Raw genomic sequence first — 23,311 nt, forward strand, 5'->3', positions numbered from 1 at the left:
TTGGGAAACATTAATCCTTGGATAAGTGCTGCTAGGTTAAGAACGTTACCACTATCCGTCTCGGGTATAGTAGTAGGCACGGCATTAGCTAACTTATATGGTTTTGAAGATACGGTAGTCTTTGTACTGGCATTGCTAACTACAATAGGTTTTCAGGTAACCTCCAATTTTGCCAATGATTATGGTGATGGTGTAAAGGGAACCGATAATGATGAAAGAATAGGCCCTAAACGGGCACTCCAAAGCGGAAGTATTTCCAGGCAAGAACTGAAAGAGGGCATAATTTTCAGCATAATTATAGATGTTATTTTGGTGGTTGCCCTTGTGTATTTTGCTTTTGGCTTTGAAGATATGTTATATCCCATTTTGTTTTTGATTTTGGGAGCGGCAAGTATTTGGGCAGCAATAAAATATACCGTTGGCGCTTCTGCCTATGGGTACAGGGGGCTGGGAGATTTGTTTGTTTTTCTTTTCTTTGGATTATTGGCCGTTATGGGTTCAATGGTATTGTATACAAAGCAGTTGTATGCTATGTCTCTATTGCCGGCCATAGCAATTGGTCTATTGAGTGCGGGGGTTTTAAATCTCAACAATTTAAGGGATTATGAATCGGACAAGAATGCGAATAAAAATACACTTATAGTGTTCATTGGTTTTCAGAAGGGTAAAATCTACCATTACGCACTATTGATAACGGCTTTCTTGTGCATACTGGCATTTTCAGTTTTGAATTTAAAAGGTGGGCTATTTTTTTTACCTTTAATTGCCTTTATACCTATTTTCTTGCATTTAAAAAGAGTGCATGCTACAGATAGAAATGATCAAATAGATCCTGAGTTAAAGAAATTGGCGTTAAGCACTTTCTTTTTGTCAGTACTGATTTACATCAGTTGTAATATTTTTTTGTAAATTTAGAATATAAACCTACTAAATAATAACCATTTTGGAACAACCAATCAGAATTCTAATCGTAGAGGACAATGTTATCATCGCAGATGATATGCAATCTATGCTTGAAGAAATAGGGTATGAGATTGTAGATAACGTTATTGTCTATGAACAAGCCGAAGAAGTTTTAAAAACACAACATGTTGATCTTGTTTTAATTGACATAATCTTAGCTTCGGATAAAACAGGAATCGATTTAGGAAAGCATATTCGCGAAAACTATGATATCCCTTTCATTTTTGTAACCTCTAACTCGGATAGGGCTACGGTAGAAAACGCAAAAACAGTTAAACCAAACGGTTATTTGGTAAAGCCTTTTGAACAACAAGATTTATATACTTCTATAGAAATAGCACTTTCTAACTTTACAAGATCGGATAAATCTGCTGCGGTAGTGGAGAACCAAGAAGACGTTCCTATGTCCAATACCGTGCTAAAGGATTCAATCTTTGTAAAGAAGCAACATCTTTATTACAGAATTCAGTTTAGCGATATTCGCTTTATCAAAGCAGATAACGTGTATTTGGAAGTGAACACGGTAGATAAGAAGTTCTTGGTGCGTTCTCCTTTAAAGGATTACCTAGAAAAACTGCCTAAGAACAAGTTTTACAGGGCCCACAAGTCGTATATCGTAAATGTGGATCATATAGATGCAATCAATTCAAAGGATATCATGATTAAGGATACCTTGATACCTATTTCAAAAGATTTTAAAGAGTTCATTATATCTGCAATGAATTCTTAGAAAATAAAATTAGAATTATAAAAAGAGGGTGCATTTTTAATGTTCCCTCTTTTTTGTTTTCATAAAATGACGTTCACCACAACTTTTGGCGGTTTCACAACATTATTTTCCTTTTTCGCAATCAATGCAATACTTTGCTGGTGTATTTAAGAAAAAGAATTTACAAATTTTCATTTTCATATAGTGTTCTCGTAAAGGAGCCTGATCTGCCAAGATTAGGTTCCTTTTTAGTTGGGGCATATTTGTAAGAAAACGCAAGCCATACTATTTTATACTGAATAAAATTGCGCTCTGAAAAAAGGTTCAAAGAGCACGGTTTCACAACAACTACGCCTAGTTTCACAACAATAATGACCCCTTCTCTGTATGTTAATGGTATTTTTACTTTAAGAAAAAAACTCTGAATAGCTGTATTGAATCTGTCAAGTGTACATATTTTCAATTGTTATTGGAATAGATTATTTTCTTACAGTCCTTTTTCATAATTTTATAAGTAAATGGACTAAATAACCAATTAAATATATTAGCTTAGAAAAGTCTTTTAGTGGATTAAAATGTTGTTTTTGTGTCTGTTAAGACGAGAGGCCATAAGCTAATGTAAGAACCTAGTATAAATAGAACAGAGTATCTTTTTTTGATTTTGTTCCCTTTAGATATATGAACAACATTTACTTTAAAAATACCATCCTTGTTTGCGCAATATTCTTTATCTGTTCTGTTGGGTCGGCGCAGGAAGAAGAAGCTACTGATAAGAATCCTTTTCAGCAGTTCATGGATATTGAGAATGCAAGCGAAAAACTAACCTTTTTCTTTAATACTCCAGACCTTTATCAAGAAACCTCTACTTACGATTGGTTAGACGAGGTTACCATATACCTTAATGCTGCAATTAAGGATGAAGACGCCGACGAAATTGTACGCTTTAAACTTATACAAGCCAGAATCTATTATGATTTAGGAGACTACGATAAGAGTTTAGCTATTGCAAAAGAACTTTACGGAGAAAAAGAGGAATTAGATATTTATCTAAAATCTAAGCTACTGGATATAATGGACGACAACTATGGCCAGTTGACCATGTATACCGAACAGATTGAAATCCGTAAAGAACAGAGAGAACTTGGTATTAACGAGAACGTTGCGTTTTACGATATCTATGCCAATTTAGGAATGTACAGAAAGGCAATGGAGCATTATATTGATAATGTTAAGAAGACCATTGAAGAGAATGACTTCTATGCCCAAGCAGAATATTACAACAATTTAGGAAATTATCTTAGGTTAGATGAATCGGCGCCCACCGCTTTAAGTCATTATAAAAAAGCAAAAGGTTACATAGATGTTTTTATGAACCTTATTACCAGAAAAAAATCAGAAGAAGAAGTTGAACAAGCTAATCTTTTAAAAGGTATTATAGAGGGTAATATTGGAAAGTGCCATGTTGAGCTAAAGCAATATAAAGAAGCTATACCACATTTAGAAAGTGCCATTAATACCCTTAAGAAATATAAGAGTAAAGAACTTTCTTCAGAGATAACCGAAAATAGTCTGGCTATAAGCGAATGTTATTTACAGCTTCAAGATTACGAAAAGGCTACTGATTTTTTAAGTGACAATCTAGAGACCAGTACAACGGAGAACTTATTGCGCAAGAATAGATTATTGGCCTTGTACTATGACAAAACCGAGGATTACAAAAATGCCGCACTTTACCTTAAAAAGAACATACGCGTAAGAGATTCTATATTGGATAATCAATCCGAATTAAGAAAGCAACAATTGGCAACCGTTATGGGGCAGGATTTAGCCGTGTCGCAAACCATGTTGGCAGAGCAAAAATTAGCTTTGGAAAAGTCGCGTAGTGATATGATGGCAAAGGACAGAAACATTAATTTGGTTCTTATTTCATTATTGTTCACACTTGTAGGCTTTGCGGGACTGGTATATGCGTATCTTAAGAGTATAAAAAACCAACGGCTCATTGCAGAACAGAAATATATTATAGAAAACTCTTTGGTAGAAAAAGATTCGCTTTTAAAAGAGATTCACCATAGGGTAAAGAACAACCTGCAGATGGTTTCCAGTTTACTGAGCTTGCAGACCAAGAATACCAGAAGTAAAGCGGCAATAGAAGCTTTGGAAGAAGGGAAGAGTAGGGTTAAGGCAATGGCATTGATTCACCAAAAATTATATCAGAACGAAGATCTTTCGGTTATTGAAATGCAGAGTTATATAGAGAGTCTTATCAATAGTGTGCAATCCGTTTATAAAAAAGGTGGTCACAATATTAATATAACTGTTGATGCCGAAGGTGTAGAGCTTGATATTGATCGTGCTATTCCGTTTGGTTTAATGCTCAACGAACTTGTTTCCAACTCCTTCAAATACGCTTTTCCCGAGAATGATGAAAATGGAAAAATTTACATTCATATTCGCAAAATTGGAGAGAAAGAAGGATATTTTGAATATTCGGATAATGGAATAGGGCTTCCCGAAGACACAGATGAGCGAGCCAATTCTTCAATGGGAATAAGACTAATGAACCGTTTGGCAAACCAGCTTCAAACTACTTTGAATATTGATAAAACTGCCGAGGACGGTGTACGTTATTGGTTTAATTTCTGCTAGAAAAAACTTTTCTTAGATTTTTATTTTGAGTGCTTGGAGTGCCACAACTCCCTTGTTTAAAACGTCTTACCTGTATCAAACCGCTTTATTGTTTATGCTTGCCTTTTTACAAGGATTAAAAGGTAAAATATAGCTAAATTTGAATTTGGTTATGCAAGCAATCTACAGAAAGTATATTTTAGATTTTAAGCGTCCTAGTGGTACTTCACGAGGCGTATTGACACAAAAGGAAACTTGGTTTTTTATCCTTGATGAAAATGGTAAAAAAGGAATTGGGGAATGCGGTATTCTAAGAGGACTCAGCATTGATGATGTGAGCGGGTATGAAGAAAAGCTAAAATGGACCTGTGATAATATTCATCTTGGTAAAGAGGCTTTGTGGGAGGCGTTAATGGAATTTCCTAGCATACAATTTGGCGTGGAGCAGGCATTTTTATCTTTTCGGGCAGCCAATCCATTTCATTTGTATCCATCGGCATTTATAGAAAAACAACAATCTATTGAGATTAACGGTCTGATCTGGATGGGCGAAGAAACGTTTATGCATAAGCAAATAGCTCAGAAGTTAGAAGAAGGCTTCAAGTGTATTAAAATGAAAATAGGGGCTATAGATTTTGATGCTGAAATAGCTCTTTTAAAGTCGATTAGAGAAAAATATGATGCTTCGCAAATTGAATTGCGTGTAGATGCCAACGGAGCGTTTTCCGCTGATAAAGCGTTCCAAAGACTTAAAGATTTGAGTGAATACGAATTACATTCCATAGAGCAGCCCATAAAACAAGGTCAATATAAAGCCATGAGGGAATTATGTGCAACTACACCTTTGCCTATTGCTCTTGATGAGGAATTAATAGGGGTTTTTGATGTAACGAAAAAGGAAGAATTACTACAAACCATACAACCTCAGTACATAATTCTTAAGCCTAGTTTGGTAGGAGGGTTCAGAGGATGCCAGGAATGGATTGAACTTGCTGAGAAAATGGACATTGGCTGGTGGATTACCAGCGCTTTGGAAAGTAATATTGGGCTGAATGCCATAGCGCAATGGACTTATACCTTAAAAAGCTCCATGCCACAAGGTTTGGGAACCGGTAGTTTGTATACCAATAATTTAGAATCACCGCTTACGGTCCTAAACGGACAGTTGTTTTATGACGGTAATAAAAAATGGAAGAATAACTTAATAGAAGATTTATGTATATAGCACAGGCCTATAAAGGTTTAAGTGACCCTTGGAGATATATTCTTGGCCTTGTTGCCATATTTTTTGTTTGGCAATTTATAGGTGGAACCCCATTGATTATTGCGCTTTTAGTAGAGGCGGATAATCTTTCGGTTTTAGGTTCTGGAGACATGGGGGCTATGGCCAATGTTTTGGGCTCCAATACATTATTGTTCTTTATGTTGTTAACCTTTGTCATTGGACTCATAGCGCTGTTTGCTTATACAATCATAGTACATAAACAAAAAATAACGCAGCTTACCACATCTAGAAGGAAAATTGATTTTAAAAGGGTGTTCTTTGCGTTTGCCATCTGGGCTTTAGTTTCATCGGCATTTACATTTGTAGATATTGCTCTTTCACCCGAAGATTATGAGTTCAATTTTAACCTTGTTCCCTTTGTAATTCTTGCTATTATTTCTGTTTTGATGATTCCCTTACAGACTAGCATGGAGGAATATTATATGAGGGGATATATGATGCAAGGTTTGGGCATTATGGCAAAGAACCGTTGGGTGCCCCTTTTGGTGACTTCCCTACTTTTTGGAATCATGCATATTTTTAATCCAGAGGTCGCTAAAATGGGGTATGGTATTTTGGTATTCTATATAGGAACCGGTTTTTTTCTTGGAATTTTAACCTTGATGGACGAAGGATTGGAACTGGCTTTAGGGTTTCACGCCGCTAATAATCTTACCGCGGCACTTTTGGTAACAGCGGATTGGACAGCTTTTCAAGTTGATTCCTTATATCGTGACGTTTCCGACCCTGTTTTGGGTTGGGATGTATTGGTTCCTGTTTTTGTTATTTATCCTATTTTACTTTTTGTCTTTGCCAAAAAGTACAATTGGTCCGATTGGAAAGAGCGTCTAACTGGAGACGTACCCTCCAAAGAAACATTTTTAGCCCTGAATGATGAGCGAACGGACCTATAATAAACTTCATGAACAGTTTAGGCTAAACGGAGTTTCGTATTCTAAGGAAGAGCTAAAAGAAATTGCCTATAGTTTTGTTAAGGAGGGGAAAGCCTTTGAAAAGGAAATTGGCGATTTTCTCATAGACTGGTTGAATAATGAATCTACCGTAACCGTACACACTTCGGGTTCTACAGGAGTCCCAAAGCCTATTGTTCTGCAAAAGCAGCACATGGTAAATTCGGCTGTTGCCACTGGTGATTTCTTCAATCTTAAACCTGAGGATACGGCTCTCCTTTGTCTTCCGGTGAGTTTTATAGCGGGTAAAATGATGTTGGTTAGAGCCATGGTTTTAGGGCTATCCATAGATTGTGTTGCTCCTTCGTCAAATCCTTTATTGGAAACTTCGGCTTCGTATGATTTTGTAGCTATGGTTCCCTTGCAGTTTGGGGGTTCTTTTAACGAGTTGGATAGGGTGAAAAAACTTATTGTAGGCGGTGCTCCAGTTTCTTATAAGTTGAAGAAGGAGTTTCTTAAAGCATCACTAAGAACAAACGTCTACGAAACATACGGCATGACCGAAACTATAACGCATATTGCGGTGAAGCCATTATTGGCGGCATTAGTTGAAACGGATATAGATTTGGATGTGTTTACAACCTTAGCGAACGTGAAGGTTACCAGGGATGATAGGGGGTGTTTGGTAATCGATGCGCCATTGGTTGCTAACGAAACTATACATACTAATGATATGGTACACTTAACTTCGGAAAAAACCTTTAAGTGGTTGGGGCGTTTGGATAATGTAATTAATTCGGGAGGTGTAAAACTATTTCCCGAACAGGTGGAAGCAAAGCTGGCCGCAGTTATGGAAAATAGGTTTTTTGTGGCAGGCGTACCCAATGAAAACCTTGGTCAGAAATTAGTTTTGCTCGTAGAAGGAATTCCTGAAATAGCCGCACTTAAAGAAAAAATAGCGAATCTGGGTATGCTTAAAAAATATGAAATACCAAAAGAAATTTTTATGGTAGACGCTTTTGTTGAGACGTCTAGCGGGAAAATAAAAAGAAAGGCAACCTTGAAAAAGGTCGCCTTATAACTTCTGTAGTAATCTAGAAACCAGATTATACCTGAATAACACCTAAATTAAAATCCTTTTCAATTGGAGCATGGTTTGCGGCTTCAATTCCCATAGAAATCCATTTACGGGTATCTAGAGGGTTTATTACGGCATCGGTCCAAAGACGTGAAGCGGCGTAATATGGAGAAACTTGATTATCATACCTGCTTTTTATTTTATTAAAAAGTTCTGCTTCTTTCTTCTCGGTGATTGTTTCACCTTTTTTCTTAAGAGAAGCCTTTTCAATTTGTAAAAGTACTTTAGCCGCGGAATTTCCGCCCATCACAGCCAATTCGGCACTTGGCCAAGCGGCAATGAGTCTGGGGTCATATGCCTTGCCGCACATAGCATAGTTTCCGGCCCCATAGCTATTGCCGATTACGATAGTGAATTTGGGAACAACGGAGTTACTAACGGCATTCACCATTTTGGCGCCATCTTTAATGATGCCTCCATGTTCGCTTTTGCTGCCCACCATGAAACCGGTAACATCCTGTAAGAATACAAGGGGAATTTTCTTTTGGTTGCAATTGGCAATAAACCGGGTGGCCTTATCCGCAGAATCCGAGTAAATAACCCCTCCAAACTGCATTTCACCTTTTTTGGTCTTGACTACTTTGCGCTGGTTGGCCACTATACCTACGGCCCAACCATCTATACGCGCATATCCCGTAAGTATGGTTTTTCCATAGCCTTCTTTATATTCTTCAAACTCAGAATTATCAACCAGACGTTTTATAATTTCGCCCATATCGTACTGGTCCGTTCTGGAATTGGGTAGAATGCCAAAAATATCATCAGGGTTGTCTTTGGGTTTTGCGGCCTCTATTCTGTTGTAGCCTGCCTTATCAAAATCACCAATTTTGTCCATAATATTTTTTATGGTATTCAGTGCATCCGCATCATCTTTGGCTTTGTAATCGGTCACCCCACTAACTTCACAATGCGTAGTGGCGCCACCAAGGCTTTCATTATCTATACTTTCGCCAATGGCCGCTTTAACAAGGTAGCTTCCGGCCAAGAAAATACTTCCCGTCTTATCCACAATTAAAGCTTCGTCGCTCATAATAGGTAGATAGGCCCCGCCGGCCACACAACTGCCCATGACGGCCGCAATTTGTGTGATACCCATACTACTCATTACGGCATTGTTTCTAAAAATGCGCCCAAAATGTTCCTTGTCCGGAAAAATCTCGTCCTGCAAAGGAAGATAAACACCGGCACTATCCACTAAATAGATGATGGGTAAGCGGTTCTCCATAGCAATTTCTTGCGCACGTAGATTTTTCTTTCCCGTAATGGGGAACCAAGCCCCGGCTTTTACCGTGGCATCATTGGCCACCACAATACATTGTTTGCCGGATACGTATCCAATTTTAATAACAACGCCTCCGGAGGGGCATCCACCATGTTCTTCGTACATGCCGTCGCCTACAAAAGCACCTATTTCAAGACTATCCGTATTATCGTCCAATAGATAGTCTATGCGTTCACGAGCCGTCATTTTGCCTTGGTCGTGCTGCTTTTGAATACGTGCTTTTCCACCACCCAATTTTACTTGGGCCAACCTTCTTTTCAGGTCGCTTAGGAGTAATTTATTGTGATCTTCGTTCTTGTTAAATTTTAAATCCATTTTTTTGCCTTGACATTTCAATGCTTAAAGATAAGGAGTAAAATTGTTTACATTTGAAAAAATCGAAAATCATATGGCACAGGAAATACGTTGGGGAATTGTAGGCTTGGGAAGCATAGCACATAGTTTTGCTAAAGATTTGGCTTTGGTTTCTGGAGGAAGGCTTACCGGTGTTGCCTCAAGAAGCATGGACAAAGCAAAAGAATTTGCAGATGAATATGGGGCGCCCCATACTTTTGATAGTTATGAAGCCTTGTTTAAGTCTGCTGAAGTTGATGTTGTATATATAGCAACACCACACACATTGCATGAAGATTTAAGTATTAAGGCCATGGAAAATGGCAAGCATGTGCTCTGTGAAAAACCAATGGGCGTTAACCCCCAAGAAGTATCAAGGATGATTGCATCCGCAAAAAAGAACAAAGTCTTCTTAATGGAGGCGCTTTGGAGCCGTTTTAATCCATCTATTCAAAAAGCAAAACAATTGGTAGAGCAGGGTGAAATTGGTTCTGTAGGGTTCATTCATGCAGACTTTGCATTTTATGCTTTGGGAAGAGACCCAAAAAATAGGTTGTTGAATCCAAATTTAGCCGGTGGTTCTTTATTGGATATAGGTATTTATCCTATTTTTCTGTCCTATTTAGTTTTGGGAATGCCCAAGAACATTCAAGCATCTTCTCGTTTATTTAAAACGGGAATAGAAATGCAGACGTCAATGATTTTTGAATACGAGGAGGCGCAAGCTATTTTATATAGTGGTTTAAATTCCAAATCTGAGATGAAGGCCGAAATTTCGGGGAGTGAAGGCAGTATTTTTCTGCACCCAAGATGGCATGAAGCACAAGGCTATTCGGTAGAAAAAGATAGCGAGTTGACTAACTATGACCTACCAACCCACGGTAAAGGATATACCTATGAAATTGAAGAAGTTCATGCTTGTTTGGCATCCGGTGAACTAGAAAGTAAACTGTGGAGTCATCAAAATAGTAAGGATTTAGCAGATCTTTTGTTTCAAGTACGACAGAAAACGGGAGTTATTTTTCCTTTTGAACAACAAAAAGAAGGTGTAGAGCCTTAGAATACTATAAAAATTACGATATTTGAAGTTACCAAAATTGAAACCAATATACCATGGGAATGAATAAAAATACCGTACTGGCATGGGCCACTTTTATAATGATTTTTGTGGGTCTGGCCCTAATAGCCTTAGGCGCTTTTAGATACGATGAAGTTGCGGGTTGGGGCTTTGCCTCCGTGGGAATAGGATTTTTTGCTATTGCTTGGGTGTTCAATGCACTTAAAGGAAGAGTTTAGATAAACAGTGTAATATCCTTTTTATAAATTACTTAATATTATTTTATGTCTGATGATAAGAAGGTGATTTTCTCCATGTCCGGAGTCACCAAAACATATAAGAGCGCAAATACGCCCGTTCTTAAAAACATATATCTGAGCTTTTTTTATGGAGCTAAGATTGGTATTCTTGGTCTTAACGGATCAGGTAAGTCTACCTTGCTTAAAATTATAGCTGGTGTGGATAAAAATTTTCAAGGTGATGTTGTCTTTTCCCCAGGATATAAAGTAGGGTACTTGGAGCAAGAGCCGGAGTTGGATGAGAATAAAACCGTTCTTGAGATTGTAAAGGAAGGTGTTAGTGAGACGGTTGCTATACTGGATGAGTACAATAAAATAAACGACATGTTCGGTCTTCCTGAAGTTTATGAAGATGCGGACAAGATGCAGAAGTTGATGGATAAGCAAGCTGAGCTTCAAGATAAAATTGATGCGTCTAATGCTTGGGAACTGGATACAAAACTAGAAATAGCTATGGATGCGCTCCGTACTCCGGACCCGGATAAAAAGATAGGGGTGCTTTCAGGGGGTGAGCGAAGACGAGTGGCACTTTGCCGTTTACTGCTTCAGGAACCTGAAATATTATTATTGGATGAACCTACCAACCACCTTGATGCCGAATCTGTACACTGGTTGGAACATCACTTGGCCCAATATAAAGGAACCGTTATTGCCGTAACGCACGATAGATATTTCTTGGATAACGTTGCAGGATGGATTTTAGAGCTTGACCGCGGAGAAGGTATTCCTTGGAAAGGAAACTACTCTAGCTGGTTGGACCAAAAATCCAAACGATTGGCGGATGAAAGTAAAACGGCCTCCAAAAGACAAAAGACATTGGAGCGCGAGCTAGACTGGGTGCGTCAAGGTGCTAAAGGGCGTCAGACCAAACAGAAAGCGCGTTTAAAGAATTACGATAAGTTAATGAGTCAAGATCAAAAACAGCTTGACGAGAAACTTGAAATTTATATTCCAAACGGACCGCGTTTAGGAACAAATGTATTGGAGGCGAAAGGAGTAAGTAAGGCATATGATGATAAATTGCTTTACGAAGATTTGAACTTTAAACTTCCACAGGCAGGTATTGTTGGTGTAATTGGCCCGAACGGAGCTGGTAAGACCACTATTTTTAGAATGATCATGGGCGAGGAGCAGCCGGACAAAGGTGATTTTGAAGTAGGGGAGACCGCAAAAATTTCCTATGTAGACCAAAGTCATTCCAATATAGACCCGGAGAAAACTATTTGGCAAAACTTTAGTGATGAGCAAGAGCTTATTATGATGGGTGGTAGACAAGTAAATTCTCGGGCGTATTTAAGCAGGTTCAACTTTTCGGGAAGTGAGCAGAATAAGAAAGTAAACATGCTTTCCGGTGGTGAACGTAACCGTTTGCACTTGGCAATAACCTTAAAAGAAGAAGGTAATGTATTGCTTTTAGATGAGCCCACTAACGACTTAGATGTAAATACTTTACGCGCATTGGAAGAAGGTCTTGAAAACTTTGCGGGTTGTGCTGTTGTTATTTCTCACGACCGTTGGTTCTTAGATCGTATCTGTACGCATATTTTGGCTTTTGAAGGTGATTCTCAGGTGTATTTCTTTGAAGGTTCTTTCTCGGATTATGAAGAAAACAAGAAGAAACGTTTAGGCGGAGATTTAATTCCTAAGCGAATAAAATACAAGAAATTGATTCGATAATAAATTCGATTTTAACAATAAAAAAGCTCTTGAAATCCTTCAAGAGCTTTTTTTATGTTCTTCTCGTTACATCTAGTAATCCTCATTAGGATACCAATCCAGTTGAACTACTTTAATATTTTTATCACCGGCGTTTACCAATTCCTTAAACTTGGAAACATCACTAACATCTGGTTTTCCCCTGTAATGATAAGGGTAGACCTCTTTTGGTTTAAACTCCAATACAGCATCAGCGGCACTTTCAGGAGTCATAGTGTATGGCAGGTTCATGCAAATAAAAGCTTTGTCTATATTTTTTAAACTTCTCATTTCTGGAATGTCTTCGGTATCACCTGAAAAATAAACACGTTGATTGTCAAAGTTTAGGATATACCCATTGCCACGACCTTTTTCATGAAACTTCAGCGCTTCTTCTCGTAAATTGTACATAGGTACAGCTTCAACCATTATTCCGTAACGTTCTTTGCTTTCTCCATTATTTAAAACGTCTATTTGAGGGGTGAAAACTTTAGGAAGTTTATCGGCAACGGCTTGCGGTACTATTATTTTCGCTTTGTCCGTCCCTAGGGCTTCAAGCGTCTCTAGGTTAAAGTGGTCTCCATGTATGTCTGTGATCAATATTAAATCAGGTGATTTTTGACCTTTAAAAGCATCAAAACCTCCAACGGGGTCCACGTAAATGGTGATATTCTTCCATTCTAAAACCGCGGTTGCATGTTCAATGGGAATTATTCTTACCTCTGAAGCTTTAGTGTTATCATTAGAAGGCGCTTTTGCAGAAGTGTTGACCTCCAGCGTATTCTCTTTGTTAATTACAGTTTCTTTTTTACTCTCTTTACATCCCATACAGAGGGCGGAAAAGCTTATAAGTGTGATTAATAATTTTTTCATGACAGTGTTATAAGGTTAATTGCATTTTTATATCGCTTCGAGCGTATTCTACATGTGCTTCCATAGGTACTTCTCTAAAACCAAATTTTTTATAAATATGTAAGGCGTTCTCTAATTTGGTGCTTGAATATAGAATAAGGGTTTCCCAAGATTGCTCTTTGGCAAAATCTACAGCAAATGACAACAATTTCTGACCCACTTTGAGGCCTCTAAATTCTGTTGAAACAGCCATTTTTCCTAACTCATATGTGGTACTGTTTACTTTTACAAGAGCAAAACATCCTATTATATTATCTTCCTTTTGAGCAAAAAAGATGTATCCGCCTTTATCTATTATATATTCTTGACAATTTTCCAATACAGAAATATCCATAGGTTCTATGGAAAAGTATTGTTCTATCCAATTCTGGTTGAGCTCTTTAAATACTGGGGCGTACGCGGGTTTAAAAGATGTAATTTTAAGGGACATGTGATTTTAAAAAAATTGAACTATACTTTAAAGTTAATATATCATAATGTTTTCATTGTCTTAATAATCGATTTTTTTACATCAAAAAATCTAAAAAGAAAATCTTACCGTATATACAGCGATACAAACAAATAATTCTTACTAGTAATAAACCTTAACATTATGACTGAAACAAAAAACAACAATGGATTAAAAGTACTGGCGGGACTGCTAGGTGTGGTGCTTTTGGGAACCATCATATACACAGTTAGCCTTTATCAAGAGAAGAAAAAGAATGAAACCGCTCTTACTCAAGAAAAGCAATTGGTAGTTGAGGATTTAAACAGTTTAAAATCTGAATACGATAAAGCTATTCTAGAAAGCAACGCAACCAACGAAGAGTTGGTTTCAGCTAGAGATAACATTGCAAAATACATTGATTCTGTAAAAAACATGAAAGCTGATATTTCTTCTCTTTCTAAATACAGAAGACAAGTAAGTGTTTTAAAGCAGGAGAGAGAGCAATTGCTTAAGCAAGTAGATTCACTTACAAAGTCGAATACTTTTATTGCAATGCAAAGAGACAGTACTTATACTGAATTAGAGAAACAAACCGTTTTTAACGATTCTTTGGTTGTACAAAACACACAATTGGCAGATGTTGTAGAGAAAGGTTCTGCGCTTAACTTATCAAAATTTAGTGTTGATGCCGTTAAAGAGCGAAGCAGCGGTAAATTGGTATCTACTTCTAGAGCTAAAAGAACAGATAAGTTTAAAATTTGTTTTACAGTTGCCGATAACGTTATTGCTCAGGCTGGAGACAGAGAGTTTTTCATAGAGGTTCTTGATCCACAGGGTAACGTTTTGGGTGAGAGCTACTCTAAAACTAATGATTCTGGGGCTTCAGTAACATATAGCAAAGGAACAGGTTTCTACTACGAGAACAAATCTTTAGATGTTTGCGATTATATTAGCAAGCCTGCAGGAGATTTCAAAGATGGAAACTATATGGTGAATGTTTATGACGATAGATTAAAATTATTGGGAACTTCTAAGTTCACTTTAAAATAATAAGTATACACACTATCCATTATATATAAATGGAAAGGGGCAATCTTCTAGATTGCCCCTTTTTTTATTCAGTTATTTGTGTTTTTGGTCTATTTAAGACTACCTACCATATCTGCCGGTTTTACCCAGTTGTCATAATCTTCTGCAGAAACATAACCTAGATTAACGGCTTCTTCCTTTAATGTTGTTCCGTTTTTGTGAGCCGTATTTGCAATTTCTGCGGCTTTGTAGTACCCAATTTTTGTATTCAGGGCAGTAACCAACATAAGAGAGTTGTTCAGGAGTTCTTTAATTACCTCATGGTTTGGCTCAATACCGGCCGCACAGTTCACGTCAAAGCTTACACAGGCATCTCCGATCAATTCAGCGGACTGAAGAATGTTAGCGGCCATCATAGGCTTAAAAACATTCAGTTCATAGTGGCCTTGGGTCCCGCCAACAGAAACCGCTACATCGTTACCCATTACTTGGGCACAGACCATAGTCATTGCTTCACATTGCGTTGGGTTCACCTTACCGGGCATAATTGAACTACCTGGCTCATTTGCCGGAATAATAATTTCGCCTATACCAGATCTTGGTCCGGAAGCCATCATACGTACGTCATTGGCTATTTTATTAAGGGAAACCGCGAGTTGCTTAAGAGCGCCATGGCTCTCAACAATAGCATCGTGCGCAGCAAGGGCCTCAAACTTATTTTCCGCAGTACGGAAAGGTAGTCCCGTAAATTCTGCAATATACTTGGCCACCACAACATCGTAGCCATTTGGTGTATTCAATCCGGTTCCTACAGCAGTTCCACCTAAAGCCAACTCACTTAAGTGGTCCAATGTATTCTTAAGTGCTTTTAAGCCGTGATCTAACTGCGATACATAACCTGAAAACTCTTGCCCCAAGGTTAGGGGGGTAGCATCCATTAAATGCGTTCTACCAATTTTTACTACTTGGGCAAAATCCTTGGATTTTTTATCCAAAGTGTCCCGTAATTGGGTAACACTCGGAATTGTATTCTGAACTATCTTTTTATAGGCTGCAATATGCATACCTGTTGGAAAGGTATCGTTGGAAGATTGCGATTTGTTTACGTCATCATTAGGTTGAATGGTTTTCTCGCCCTCTCCAATCTTCTTTCCGGCAATTTCATGGGCACGATTGGCGATAACCTCGTTAACGTTCATGTTACTCTGTGTACCCGATCCTGTTTGCCAAATAACCAAAGGAAATTGGTCATCATGTTTGCCTTCTAAAATTTCGTCACAAACTTGGGCGATGAGATCTCTTTTCTCTACGGCAAGAACACCAAGTTCATGATTGGCATAAGCGGCAGCTTTTTTTAAATAAGCAAATCCGTAGACCACATCTAAAGGCATAGATGCCGTTGGGCCTATCTTAAAATTATTTTTAGAACGCTCAGTTTGGGCACCCCAATATTTATCACTGGGCACCTCTACTTGGCCCATGGTATCTTTTTCGATTCTAAAGCTCATTATGGTAGTATTACGTTAGTTAACAAAGGTACTATTTCACCATTTTATATCCTCTTTGGGACTTTAAAATTTTAGGTTTTTTAAGTTATGCTATTTTTTTTGATTTCGATTTGCAATTTTCATTCTTTCTAAAGTATCTTTGTATAGCAAAATTTAGAAGATGGAATTTGATCAGTACCTTGGATTTTTAGCATTTTTAACCATTTTGACCATTGGGTTTTGGTTAATGATTTTCTTGTTGACCTTTGTTGTACCTTATTGGTTGGGAGGAAATATCTTGGAACTCTATAAAGAGTGGAGAGATAAAAAGAAAGCAAAACGTAGCGTTTAACGCTAGTAACCATATAAAAGCAGGAAAACGAATTATTGTTTTCCTGCTTTTTTGTGCATCTAATCGAATAAAAAAATCCCTGCTAATCTATTAAATTAGCAGGGATTTTTTATTGAGACTGTTCTTTTAACCTTCCATTTCATCTTCTCCACCACCATTCTCATTTCCGCCTCTGCCATTTTTGCGATCTCGTTCTTTAGATTGGTTGATTCTATACCTAAAGGAGAGGTTAATCGACCTAGGTCTAAACTGAAACTCGCTTCTAGAGGTAAAATCATCGGAAACGGTATACGATTGTCTTTTTCTTGAATTCAAAAGGTCACTTACGTTTAGTGATACCGTACCTTTATCTTTCATAATGTCTTTGCTGAAAGCTAGGTTTATGGATAGCATACTCTTTGTTTCAGTCTGTGCATTCTGGCGAGGTCCCATGTAAAAAGCATTCGTCTGCCATTCTATCTTCTTGGGTAGACTTACTTTAGAACTAAACCGGGCGAACCAACTGGTGTTATCCGTGCCATAATCCGTTCCGTTATGTTCTCCTTCACTGGAGAACTGAAAGAAGTTGACACTACCGTTTAGGCGCAACCATTTTTTTGGATTGTAAAGTACACCGGCTTCGGCACCTATTCTTTCGTTAGAGGATAAATTAATGGGTAAGGATCTAATGATTCGCACACTGTCCGTTGTGGTTTGTCCTGTGGCTTCTTGTATGTATTCAAATGAATTGGTCTCACGTTTATAATATACAGATGAAGTAAGCGTAAGCTTGTCCCAACGTTTTAAATAACCTAAATCAAACGAATTTGAATAAGCTGGGTCCAAATCTGGATTTCCTTGAAAAATATTAGCTCTACTGGATCTAGAGGGAAATGGATTTATAAAACGCCCTCTAGGCCTATTGATTCTTCTATTGTAGCCTAAAGAAATATTTTCCATCTCCCCAATTTCAAATATAAGGTTAAGGGTAGGGAAGAGCCCTAAGTAGTTTTTGTCAAAATTTAAATCTATATCCTCGCCTAAGGCATCTTCTATGGCAGATGTGTCAAAGTCCGAAGTTACTTCTCCCTTTAATTGCGTGTTTTCCAAACGCAAACCTGCCAAGAAAGAAAACTTCCCGAACTTATTACCGTATTGGGTATATAGGGCATTTACATTTTCTTGGTAATTGAATTTGTTGGTTAAATCTTCATTGGTTACAAATTGATTGGTAGACCTATCTAAAGAGTCTAGTTTGTAATCTGTAATTTCTCTTTCAAAAGTACCCCTGTAACCTACTTCAAACTGTGCATCTCCCATAGGTAGTACATAATCGGCTTGTACTAAATATTCGTCATCAATTTCGTTTTGATAGACGCTTTCAAGTGTGTTAAGACTGGTGTTGGGAAAAGTATTGTTGTCATCAATTGTAGAATTCTCTACTTCATCACCATTGGAATACTGTAAATCTGCGGTAAGCTTTTGACCGTCATCATCAATAGTATTTACATAATTTAATGAGAACTGATAATTTTCTTCGTCCTCAAGTTCAATTTCTTCTCTAAAGCTCTGCCTTGTTAAAAGTCCATTTTCAAAATAATCGCTATAGTTTTCAGTTAAGTCGTCCCCATCTTGAAAACGCATAAAGAAACTTCCCGTAAGCGATGACTTTTCGTTAAAGAAATATTCAACGCCAAAATTATTATTGAAACCCTTGCCTGATCGGGTATAATCTCGGTTTTCATTAATTTGGTCATATTGGCCGTTGTTGTATGAATTTTCATAAAAAGCATGACCAGGCGATTCATTATATCTATAGCCCAGCGTATTAAATACGTTAAACTTATTCGTCCTTAAATTAGCATTTACGGACATACTACTTTGTGAAGGGTACCCTATATTTACATTTACGGAACCGTTAAATCCTAGTGTTTTTTCCCGCTTCAAAACAATGTTCAAAATACCTGCCGTACCTTCTGCATCATATCTAGCGGAGGGACTTGTAATTACCTCAACCTTTTCAATGGCATCTGCCGGCAATTCCCTTAGGGCATCCGTAGAGCCAAAACCTGCTAAGGCGGAAGGTTTTCCGTTTATTAGAATTCTAACATTTTCGTTACCTCGCAAGCTAATAGCTCCTTCTACATCTACATTTACGGAAGGTACATTGTTAAGGGCGTCGCTTATGGTTGCGCCGCTAGTGGTAAGGTCTTTACCTATGTTATAGATTTTTTTGTCAAGGCGAACTTCTACCGTGGTTTTCTCGCCAACAACTTCTACACCTTCTAGTTGGGCAACATCAAGTGCGAGTTTTATAGTGCCTAAATCTGTGGATTGTGTGAGCTCCTGTTCCGCTAGTTTATAGGTTTTATAGGAGATGTACTCTACACTTATATTGTATTTGCCTGGCAGGGTCTCAACTTCAAACTTACCGTCTAAATCAGTAATTCCACCGGTTACTTTTTTCGGGTCTTTTACACTATGAAGTACTAAAGTGGCATATTCAAGAGGGAGGCCGTTATCCTTATCCAGAACGGTGCCGGTAATTTTAATGGGTTGTTGTTCTTGACTTTGGGGCCGCTGCGGCCGTTGTGCAAATGTGTTTAGCGATAACAGTAACAGGGCAATCAAGAACGTTTTATTCATGTCAGTCTTTGGATTTTTTCTTCTTTCGTTTTTTCTCTCGCTTCTTTTCTTTCTTGGTCTTCTGCATCCCTTTCTTCTGCATTTCTACAAAAGCATCGTACTTTTCAATAGGGAGCCCAGCTTTTAACTCTTCGTCCTGTGCCTTTGTAATCTTTTCCATTCCCTCGCGCATTTGCTCGGGTGTAAGTTGTAAAATCTGCATTTCAATTCGCTTTTGCAGATACTTTTTTAACACAGAACTCATTACAGCGGACTCAAACTCGTTAAGTTCCAATACAGCTGCAATATTGGGCATCTCATCATTCACAATTTGCTCAGCGGTCTTTGGTTCTGGTTCTTTTGGGGTTTCCTGAACTTGCGGAATGGCACTACGTTGTCTTCCGTACCCACCATAGCCGCCACCACCATAACCATAACCTCCGCCACCGTAGCCGTATTGGGCCACTAATTCTGGACTTGAGAGCAATAGAACAAAAAATAAAATAACGTATGGGATATTGTTTTTCATGACGATATCAGTTTATATGATTGTATTTTTTACGATTGGTTTAACCCATTATGGTTAAAGCTTTGTTAAAACGAAACAGCAACAAATGTACCAAATTATTGAAGACGGAAACTTAATAAAACAAAAGTAAGCATTCCGTTGAAAATCAACGAAATGCTTACTTTTTGCATGGATGCTAAGAAGCACCCTTAATTTAAATAATATCGTCAATTAAATTAACGGGTCTGCCAATAACGGCTTTTCCACCGTTTACTACAATTGGTCTTTCAATTAATTTAGGGTGCTGAATCATAGCGTCCAAAACTTCTTCACTTGAAAGCAACTTACCTCTAAAATTATCTTTCCAAATTTGCTCGTTTTTACGAACAAGCATTTCTGGAGTTATTCCTAAACAGTCTATGACCTTACGTAGCTCCTCCTTAGTTGGAATTTCTTCTAGATATTTTATAACTTCAAATTCCTTACCTGAATTTTCCAACACTTTCAATCCTTCTCGGGATTTTTGGCATCTTGGGTTGTGGTATATCTTGATCATTTGTTATTTGATTTTAAATTTTAATTTATGCAGTAAGTCTAATCTTCATCTTTCTGCCCCATCATCATTAGATAGGCTTTTAAAAACATATCTATATCGCCATCCATAACGGCATCTATATTTCCTGTTTCTTCTGCCGTTCGTACATCTTTAATCAATTTGTACGGGTGCATAACATAGTTTCGAATTTGAGAACCCCATTCAATCTTCATCTTAGAGGATTCTATTTCTTGACGGGCCTCCATTTTTTTCCGAAGCTCAATTTCGTACAGTTGGGATTTCAACATTTTCATGGCCGTAGCCCTATTGTCATGCTGACTCCTAGAATCCGAACAAGAAATTTGGATGCCTGTGGGGTGATGCACCAATTGTACCTTGGTCTCTACCTTGTTTACGTTCTGACCACCCGCTCCACTGGACCGTGCCGTTGTAATGGTAATATCAGCAGGGTTCACATCAATCTCAATACTGTCATCTACAAGAGGGTATACATATACAGATGCAAATGAAGTGTGGCGTTTGGCATTACTGTCAAACGGTGAAATACGCACCAATCTGTGAACACCATTTTCACCTTTTAACCAACCAAATGCAAAATCGCCATCTATCTCCAACGTTACGGTTTTTATACCGGCAACATCTCCTTCTTGATAGTTGAGCTCCTTTACCTTGTACTTGTTTTTCTCGGCCCACATCATATACATGCGCATAAGCATAGATGCCCAATCACAACTTTCCGTACCTCCTGCACCTGCTGTAATTTGCAGTACAGCGGGGAGTTCGTCTCCTTCTTCGGAAAGCATGTTCTTGAACTCCAGATTCTCCAATTTGCTTAATGCCTTATGGTACTGAGCCGTTACTTCTGCTTCGTTATCTTCTCCCTCTTGTTGGAATTCCAATAAGATTTCCAAGTCGTCGACTAGTGTTTTGGCAACATTATAATCGTTTACCCACTGTTTTTTGGACTGTATGAATTTCATGTGAGCTTGAGCCTCTTGTGGGTTGTCCCAAAAGTCAGGAGCCAAAGTTTTCTCCTGTTCGTTCTCTATTTCTATAAGCTTAGCATCAACGTCAAAGATACCTCCTTAACGCACCAAGGCGATCCTGTAGACCTTTAAATAGGTCTGTAGTAATTGTCATTGTATTCTGTTTTATAAACAAAAATACTACTCTTTTTTATCTATTCTGCAGTAAATAGTTGATTGTTTATATTTAGGAATAAGCTATTCTTATGGATATGTCTTTTAGGTTTTTATAAGTTGAAAAGAGCTATTGCTGATTTTGACTGCTAACTTGTACGGAATGAACGGTTTCATTCTTTCCTGCGGTATATACCACGCCTTTTAAAGGTGAACAGTCCTTATAATCCTTGCCATGGGCAACTTTTATATGATTGGTGCCGGCCAGTATATTGTTTGTAGGGTCAAAACCGTGCCAGCCTACATAAGGAACGAAGACTTCTGCCCAAGCATGCATCTGGGAATCTCCAAAATAGCCATTTCCTTGGTGTAGATATCCTGAAACATAGCGAGCCGGAATGCCGTGCATGCGTACCAATGCACAGAATAAATGTGTAAAATCCTGACAAACGCCCTGACGGATTTTTAGAATTTCGGCAAGTGTAGTGTGGACATCTGTGGCATCTGCATTAAAACGAATATAAGTATAGGTATATTCGTTGAGCCTAAGCATATTATCAAAAATGGATTCGCTTGTATTCCACTGAAAAAGGGGTGTCTTCTGCTCCGGAATACTCGTAAAATGAGTTGTTTTTAAAAAGGCCTCGTGGTCAACTTTAAAATCTAGTTCTTGAATTTTTTTATAGGACCTTTCTATATCTTGTTCCGGTTCAAAATCAAAAGGGTTAATTTCCTTCTTTATTAATTTAAAGTTGGCTTCAAAACCAATGTCATTAAATTTTTGTTTGGGGTGTACCCGTATGGTCTTAAAGCCATAACCGTTAATGGAGTATTCATTGTTGGCCTGAATGGAGTTTGCAAAGTCCACTCCAATAAATTGTTGCGACTCATTCTCCTGGGGGATGATCAAAAATTGCCAATATGCTTCATGCACCGCTTCTTCATAGGTGTTTTTTGCTTTGTAGGTAATAGAGTATTCTAAAGGCATGGTATAGTTGGATAAGTTGGTTTTGAATATGTTTTACTCGAAACGGATTATGTCTACTTTTTTAATAACTAAAAAATTCTTCTTCCATTTTCTGACTAATTTCATAAAGACTATTTAAAGTACTGTCTATTATAGATTGAATGTCATTTTCAATCTGAACAATACACTTAAACTCATATTCTGCCCTAATTTTCCCCACTAAAAAGGCGGTTGAATTTTGACAAGGTTTCTTATTGGAATCTAGTATTTTTATGTGCTTACAGACTTGGTTTAGGCTGTTCATTATAGACCTTGGACAATCTGGATTAAGGATTAGAAACTCCAGGGTAGATATACTATTAGGTGTTTTTTTATAAAACCTGCGCATCATATCATAAGATTCCGTACACTTCAATAGGGTAGTCCATTCAAAGCTGTTCTTGAATTTATCGCCATAACTGCCTTGAGCTTTAAGAGCGTCATTATGTTTGGCGTTTATTATACGTATAATCTGGGTTGCCCTTTCAATGTTGGCCCCCATCATTATAATAGCATAAATTTCATCATGCATGAGCGTACTTCGCACTTTGCCTCTTAGGATAGCGGACATCTCGGTTACGGTGAGGGTAAAATCGTGGAGCCCATTCTTGCTATAAGCTTGGGCATCATAGTTAGAGATAAAGTGGTAGAATTTGTTAATGGATTCGTACAATTCAGTCGATATTAAATCCCGGGCACTATTGGCATTTTCCCTTGAACTTCTCACGTTATTTAGTATAGACGAAGTGTAATCCGGATCCAAACCAATTTTATAGAGCACTTCTTCTTCGTTAAGGGTTTGAGACTCGTTAACTATAGGGTCTCCGATCATGGTTAGCATAGAGCGTAGTACAAATTGTCTGGATTGTGATAGTTGGTTAGGAGCATCGAGTGACGAAAAATAATTTACCCTAAGGTATCGGGCAATGTGTTCCGAACGTTCAATATAACGTCCCATCCAAAAAAGATTATTGGCTACTCGTGCTAGCATAGGTATTTTTTAAATATT

21 protein-coding genes are annotated in these 23,311 nt (G+C 37.9%); 11 read left to right on the forward strand and 10 right to left on the reverse strand.

Features of this window, described 5'->3' with window-relative positions; genetic code table 11:
* From menA to KO513_RS03085, 6 genes are all read left to right on the forward strand, one after another.
* A complete protein-coding gene (gene menA, locus KO513_RS03060; RefSeq protein ID WP_215440611.1) occupies window positions 1-909 on the forward strand; it encodes a 1,4-dihydroxy-2-naphthoate octaprenyltransferase in 909 nt (302 codons plus the stop codon).
* 34 nt (window positions 910-943) lie between these two features.
* Entirely contained in the window at window positions 944-1,693 is a 750-nt protein-coding gene (locus tag KO513_RS03065; RefSeq protein WP_215440610.1) for a LytR/AlgR family response regulator transcription factor, read from the forward strand.
* 657 nt (window positions 1,694-2,350) lie between these two features.
* Complete coding sequence (locus tag KO513_RS03070; protein WP_215912247.1) at window positions 2,351-4,321, forward strand: sensor histidine kinase; 1,971 nt, start codon at window positions 2,351-2,353, stop codon at window positions 4,319-4,321.
* Between the two features lie 151 nt (window positions 4,322-4,472).
* Window positions 4,473-5,525, forward strand: a complete 1,053-nt coding sequence (locus KO513_RS03075; RefSeq protein WP_215912248.1) for an o-succinylbenzoate synthase — start codon at window positions 4,473-4,475, stop codon at window positions 5,523-5,525.
* Window positions 5,516-6,478 (forward strand): CPBP family intramembrane glutamic endopeptidase, encoded by a 963-nt coding sequence (locus tag KO513_RS03080; protein ID WP_215912249.1) that lies wholly within the window; start codon window positions 5,516-5,518, stop codon window positions 6,476-6,478. Before KO513_RS03075 ends, KO513_RS03080 begins: the two co-directional genes overlap by 10 nt.
* On the forward strand, window positions 6,456-7,556 hold the full coding sequence (locus KO513_RS03085; protein WP_371735289.1) for an AMP-binding protein: 1,101 nt from the start codon (window positions 6,456-6,458) through the stop codon (window positions 7,554-7,556). Before KO513_RS03080 ends, KO513_RS03085 begins: the two co-directional genes overlap by 23 nt.
* Window positions 7,557-7,581: 25 nt before the next feature.
* On the opposite strand, the gene KO513_RS03090 is transcribed toward KO513_RS03085, so the two are convergent.
* Window positions 7,582-9,210, reverse strand: coding sequence for an acyl-CoA carboxylase subunit beta (locus tag KO513_RS03090; protein ID WP_215912250.1), 1,629 nt, complete (start codon window positions 9,208-9,210; stop codon window positions 7,582-7,584).
* Between the two features lie 73 nt (window positions 9,211-9,283).
* On the opposite strand from KO513_RS03090, the gene KO513_RS03095 reads away from it, so the two are divergent.
* From KO513_RS03095 to ettA, 3 genes are read left to right on the forward strand one after another with little or no spacing between them, the layout of a single operon-like run.
* Window positions 9,284-10,288, forward strand: a complete 1,005-nt coding sequence (locus tag KO513_RS03095; RefSeq protein ID WP_215912251.1) for a Gfo/Idh/MocA family protein — start codon at window positions 9,284-9,286, stop codon at window positions 10,286-10,288.
* 53 nt (window positions 10,289-10,341) lie between these two features.
* The gene (locus tag KO513_RS03100; protein ID WP_013995358.1) at window positions 10,342-10,524 is read left to right on the forward strand and encodes a CAL67264 family membrane protein; all 183 of its coding nucleotides are present in this window, start codon (window positions 10,342-10,344) and stop codon (window positions 10,522-10,524) included.
* Window positions 10,525-10,569: 45 nt separating this feature from the next.
* On the forward strand, window positions 10,570-12,261 hold the full coding sequence (gene ettA / locus KO513_RS03105) for an energy-dependent translational throttle protein EttA (protein ID WP_215912252.1): 1,692 nt from the start codon (window positions 10,570-10,572) through the stop codon (window positions 12,259-12,261).
* 72 nt (window positions 12,262-12,333) lie between these two features.
* Here ettA and KO513_RS03110 read toward each other — a convergent pair whose 3' ends face one another.
* Together KO513_RS03110 and KO513_RS03115 are read right to left on the reverse strand one after the other, a co-directional pair.
* Window positions 12,334-13,152: an MBL fold metallo-hydrolase gene (locus KO513_RS03110; protein WP_215912253.1), complete on the reverse strand. Its 819-nt coding sequence runs from the start codon at window positions 13,150-13,152 to the stop codon at window positions 12,334-12,336.
* A gap of 7 nt (window positions 13,153-13,159) precedes the next feature.
* Window positions 13,160-13,621: a GNAT family N-acetyltransferase gene (locus KO513_RS03115; RefSeq protein WP_215912254.1), complete on the reverse strand. Its 462-nt coding sequence runs from the start codon at window positions 13,619-13,621 to the stop codon at window positions 13,160-13,162.
* A 162-nt stretch (window positions 13,622-13,783) separates the two neighbouring features.
* Here KO513_RS03115 and KO513_RS03120 point away from each other — a divergent pair, with 162 nt between their 5' ends.
* Window positions 13,784-14,671, forward strand: a complete 888-nt coding sequence (locus KO513_RS03120; RefSeq protein ID WP_215440597.1) for a hypothetical protein — start codon at window positions 13,784-13,786, stop codon at window positions 14,669-14,671.
* A gap of 89 nt (window positions 14,672-14,760) precedes the next feature.
* Here the strand turns inward: KO513_RS03120 and fumC are convergent, their stop codons facing one another.
* Complete coding sequence (gene fumC, locus KO513_RS03125) at window positions 14,761-16,158, reverse strand: class II fumarate hydratase (RefSeq protein ID WP_215912255.1); 1,398 nt, start codon at window positions 16,156-16,158, stop codon at window positions 14,761-14,763.
* 160 nt (window positions 16,159-16,318) lie between these two features.
* Between fumC and KO513_RS03130 the strand changes: the two genes are divergently transcribed.
* Window positions 16,319-16,489 carry a hypothetical protein gene (locus tag KO513_RS03130; protein WP_162857241.1) on the forward strand — a complete coding sequence of 57 codons (171 nt, stop codon included), beginning with the start codon at window positions 16,319-16,321 and terminating at the stop codon, window positions 16,487-16,489.
* A 126-nt stretch (window positions 16,490-16,615) separates the two neighbouring features.
* Here KO513_RS03130 and KO513_RS03135 read toward each other — a convergent pair whose 3' ends face one another.
* The 6 genes from KO513_RS03135 to KO513_RS03160 form a co-directional block, all read right to left on the reverse strand.
* Complete coding sequence (locus tag KO513_RS03135; RefSeq protein WP_215912256.1) at window positions 16,616-19,114, reverse strand: TonB-dependent receptor domain-containing protein; 2,499 nt, start codon at window positions 19,112-19,114, stop codon at window positions 16,616-16,618.
* Window position 19,115: 1 nt separating this feature from the next.
* Window positions 19,116-19,622 (reverse strand): hypothetical protein, encoded by a 507-nt coding sequence (locus KO513_RS03140; RefSeq protein ID WP_215440592.1) that lies wholly within the window; start codon window positions 19,620-19,622, stop codon window positions 19,116-19,118.
* Between the two features lie 193 nt (window positions 19,623-19,815).
* A complete protein-coding gene (arsC, locus tag KO513_RS03145; protein WP_215440590.1) occupies window positions 19,816-20,157 on the reverse strand; it encodes an arsenate reductase (glutaredoxin) in 342 nt (113 codons plus the stop codon).
* A gap of 38 nt (window positions 20,158-20,195) precedes the next feature.
* A protein-coding gene (gene prfB, locus KO513_RS03150; RefSeq protein ID WP_252735658.1) for a peptide chain release factor 2 occupies window positions 20,196-21,297 on the reverse strand; the annotation gives its coding sequence in 2 pieces (ribosomal slippage) (window positions 20,196-21,230 and window positions 21,232-21,297; 1,101 coding nt in all).
* A 129-nt stretch (window positions 21,298-21,426) separates the two neighbouring features.
* The gene (locus KO513_RS03155) at window positions 21,427-22,284 is read right to left on the reverse strand and encodes a transglutaminase-like domain-containing protein (protein WP_215912257.1); all 858 of its coding nucleotides are present in this window, start codon (window positions 22,282-22,284) and stop codon (window positions 21,427-21,429) included.
* Between the two features lie 61 nt (window positions 22,285-22,345).
* The gene (locus KO513_RS03160) at window positions 22,346-23,293 is read right to left on the reverse strand and encodes an alpha-E domain-containing protein (protein WP_215912258.1); all 948 of its coding nucleotides are present in this window, start codon (window positions 23,291-23,293) and stop codon (window positions 22,346-22,348) included.
* Window positions 23,294-23,311: the final 18 nt, after the last annotated feature.

Source organism: Zobellia sp. B3R18 (genome assembly GCF_018860715.1).
Taxonomy (GTDB): Bacteria; Bacteroidota; Bacteroidia; order Flavobacteriales; family Flavobacteriaceae; genus Zobellia; species Zobellia russellii.

Bases quoted from the DNA above. Each gene is read 5' to 3' on its own strand.
- KO513_RS03110 (WP_215912253.1), bottom strand. From the start codon at position 13,152: ATGAAAAAATTATTAATCACACTTATAAGCTTTTCCGCCCTCTGTATG.
- fumC (WP_215912255.1), bottom strand. From the start codon at position 16,158: ATGAGCTTTAGAATCGAAAAAGATACCATGGGCCAAGTAGAGGTGCCC.
- KO513_RS03135 (WP_215912256.1), bottom strand. From the start codon at position 19,114: ATGAATAAAACGTTCTTGATTGCCCTGTTACTGTTATCGCTAAACACA.
- KO513_RS03130 (WP_162857241.1), top strand. From the start codon at position 16,319: ATGGAATTTGATCAGTACCTTGGATTTTTAGCATTTTTAACCATTTTG.
- KO513_RS03140 (WP_215440592.1), bottom strand. From the start codon at position 19,622: ATGAAAAACAATATCCCATACGTTATTTTATTTTTTGTTCTATTGCTC.
- KO513_RS03070 (WP_215912247.1), top strand. From the start codon at position 2,351: ATGAACAACATTTACTTTAAAAATACCATCCTTGTTTGCGCAATATTC.
- KO513_RS03115 (WP_215912254.1), bottom strand. From the start codon at position 13,621: ATGTCCCTTAAAATTACATCTTTTAAACCCGCGTACGCCCCAGTATTT.
- KO513_RS03075 (WP_215912248.1), top strand. From the start codon at position 4,473: ATGCAAGCAATCTACAGAAAGTATATTTTAGATTTTAAGCGTCCTAGT.
- KO513_RS03120 (WP_215440597.1), top strand. From the start codon at position 13,784: ATGACTGAAACAAAAAACAACAATGGATTAAAAGTACTGGCGGGACTG.
- KO513_RS03090 (WP_215912250.1), bottom strand. From the start codon at position 9,210: ATGGATTTAAAATTTAACAAGAACGAAGATCACAATAAATTACTCCTA.
- KO513_RS03095 (WP_215912251.1), top strand. From the start codon at position 9,284: ATGGCACAGGAAATACGTTGGGGAATTGTAGGCTTGGGAAGCATAGCA.
- KO513_RS03160 (WP_215912258.1), bottom strand. From the start codon at position 23,293: ATGCTAGCACGAGTAGCCAATAATCTTTTTTGGATGGGACGTTATATT.
- ettA (WP_215912252.1), top strand. From the start codon at position 10,570: ATGTCTGATGATAAGAAGGTGATTTTCTCCATGTCCGGAGTCACCAAA.
- KO513_RS03100 (WP_013995358.1), top strand. From the start codon at position 10,342: ATGGGAATGAATAAAAATACCGTACTGGCATGGGCCACTTTTATAATG.
- KO513_RS03080 (WP_215912249.1), top strand. From the start codon at position 5,516: ATGTATATAGCACAGGCCTATAAAGGTTTAAGTGACCCTTGGAGATAT.
- KO513_RS03085 (WP_371735289.1), top strand. From the start codon at position 6,456: ATGATGAGCGAACGGACCTATAATAAACTTCATGAACAGTTTAGGCTA.
- arsC (WP_215440590.1), bottom strand. From the start codon at position 20,157: ATGATCAAGATATACCACAACCCAAGATGCCAAAAATCCCGAGAAGGA.
- KO513_RS03155 (WP_215912257.1), bottom strand. From the start codon at position 22,284: ATGCCTTTAGAATACTCTATTACCTACAAAGCAAAAAACACCTATGAA.